This window comes from Martelella mediterranea (assembly GCF_004342225.1).
Classification (GTDB): Bacteria; Pseudomonadota; Alphaproteobacteria; order Rhizobiales; family Rhizobiaceae; genus Martelella; species Martelella mediterranea_B.
Genome location: NZ_SMAR01000092.1, coordinates 1 through 2335, shown reverse-complemented (window position 1 = coordinate 2335; position 2335 = coordinate 1). Strand labels below are relative to the sequence as shown.

Genomic DNA, 2335 nt, shown 5'->3' with positions numbered 1-2335 from the left:
CACTCAGCGTTGGGCTGGAAAAGCCCCGTCGCTTTCGAACGGAAAGTGGCTTAAACGAGAACCTGGGGCGGAACGAAACCGTGACAGGTCCAGCTGGCGTCACAGGAATGCTGGAACTACTTCAAATCAACAGCATGCGTTGCAGACTAATCGCCCGATGCTCTAATTCGGGGCCTTCCCACGAATTCTCACATAATCTCGGATATTCCCGGTAATTGCAAAACTTAGTGTCAAACAACATCCGGGGCGCTTTCTTGAGGCTGATGAGATGCCTGCGGCGCACTTTTCCAAAAAGACAGAATCAATAAAGCCTCTCCAGCGCCGTCCAAAAACCTGACTTCCTGCCGTGGTCGTGCTGCAGTTTATCCAGGTAGGCATGATGCGGCTCGTATGGGCCGAAATCATCGATCTGCAATGCAAGCGTCTCGCACGCGATCAGGTGCTTGGCTGCGTGCTTGTAGCGGCTGGAACGGGCGTTCTGCAGGCTGAAGTCGATCATGGCGCGCAGCAACAGCGTTGCCGCAAGCGGATAGCGTTCTTTTAAGGTCTCGCTGGCCGGTTTCAGAATTTCATAATAATTGCCATCTATCTCCGTATAGCGATCCAGAATGAGTGCATTGGCCTCGCGAAGCGCAGGCCATTCCATGAAGAACAGCAGAGCTTGATGGGCATTGGGATACGCCGCGACCCAGGACATTGCTTTTTCTTCCGCTTCGATGTCGTCAAAATCGGGCAGGCGTTTCAGGTAGTCGCGGAGATGCTGCTGTTCGAGCGATGCTTCAAAACACTGCCATCTGAAGTCTTGAGCCTCATCTTCTCGGCCCAGAGCCTCAAGGGCCTCGGCGCGCGCCTGCTCCCATTCCAGAACAGGTAAAAGTCGGCCTTTTTCCGGGGCAGCCTGATCGAGCCGCGTTAGCGCTTCGCCCGCCCGGTTGGCCTTCAGCAGCCGTTCCGCCATGTCGGCGGCGACCATCGGTGACTTTCTGGCCAGTTCGGTTTGCAACGCGATATAGCCATCAACGTCGCCCTCGGCGTCTGCGATTTTTTCAAGTGCGATCCGTGCCGACAGATCATCGTGACGATTATAGACCTCGCCTTCGTAAATCGGGCCGTTCATACTCACACCGATGATCCGGCCTTCACGCCGGGGCTTTTCCTTTCCGGCCTCGTCGAGCCATTGGGTCGAAAGCTCTTTCAAACGCGCAAGTCCGTCAGTGCCGAGGGCCGGTATCATCTCTTCGATCAGTGGGTCATATTGACCGTAGCCATTATCCTGCAACGCCTGAAAGACTTTTTCGGCCAATGCTTCCGGAGACCTCTTTGATGCCTCTGCGATGCGTCCGGCATCGACACAGGCGGCATGAAAGCTCTCAATCAGCGAACCGCTACCATCATCTGAACGGGCGAAGATGGAATCGGACAGGTGCAGAAATCGCCAGATCAGCTCCAGCGCCTCGTCAGGGTCTGCCGGTTCAAGTTTCTCAATGATTGCCAAACGCTGGGTTTCAAGGTCCGCTTTCAGCTTCTTGACCTTTCGCCAGTCGATGAAGCTTTGGGCGCGCTGTATGCGGGTGAGGTGCTTGCGGATTTCCCGGGCCATCTCGCCACTGCTTTGTTCGCCCGCCAGTTCGAGGCGCAGGCGTCGTTTATGCGCCGCGCTTCCAGTCGAGATTTCGATCAGAAGCTCCGCCAGTCGCTTTGCGCCCAGCGCTTCGAGGTTCTTCGCGTTGAGCGTTGTCTTCTTGGTCATGCGCCAGCCTCCTTCATGTCCGCGCGAACGCTATACCGCGGGTGGCATCAGGCCAAGACCGACGCCACATTGTGCCGGGATAATCCTTGGCTCCCCACCACCGGCATCCTACGCGTGATCTCAGGAAATCAACCGGAGATCACGATGGCGACGATACGCAAACTCAGAGGGCGCTGGCAGGCACAGGTGCGCCGTCGCGGGCTAAAGCCGCGCTGCAAGTCCTTCGATAGCAAGTCGGATGCCGAGAAGTGGGCGCGTGACCTGGAAGCGCAGGTCGACAGGTTCGGTGCCGCGCCGGATACGCGCCTTCTTGACGTGACCACGCTCGGCGATCTGCTTGAACGCTATCAGCGTGAAGTGTCGCCGACCAAGCGCGGTGCCGTTCAAGAAATCCAGCGCATCGATGTGCTGCGTCGTCATGATCTCGCCTACCGGACACTCATTGGACTGTCACGGCAGGATATCGCGTCGTTCCGCGATGAGCGGCTTGCAGGCGCACCATCGCGATCCTGAATGTCAGCGCTATGGACCGTGAGGCCAACCATCAGGCCGATTGTATCGACAACGATGTGGCGCTTGCGGCCC

1 protein-coding gene and 2 pseudogenes are annotated in these 2335 nt (G+C 57.3%); 1 reads left to right on the top strand and 2 read right to left on the bottom strand.

The window, feature by feature from the left end; translation table 11 throughout:
- Positions 1 to 301 precede the first annotated feature (301 nt).
- On the bottom strand, positions 302 to 1750 hold the full coding sequence (locus tag EDC90_RS20680; protein WP_132314391.1) for a DUF6880 family protein: 1449 nt from the start codon (positions 1748 to 1750) through the stop codon (positions 302 to 304).
- A gap of 144 nt (positions 1751 to 1894) precedes the next feature.
- On the opposite strand from EDC90_RS20680, the pseudogene EDC90_RS20675 reads away from it, so the two are divergent.
- Positions 1895 to 2254: pseudogene (locus EDC90_RS20675) on the top strand (site-specific integrase); the annotation flags it as partial.
- Here EDC90_RS20675 and EDC90_RS20670 read toward each other — a convergent pair.
- Positions 2242 to 2335 (bottom strand): annotated as a pseudogene (locus EDC90_RS20670) (IS5/IS1182 family transposase); the annotation flags it as partial. The pseudogenes EDC90_RS20675 and EDC90_RS20670 overlap by 13 nt on opposite strands.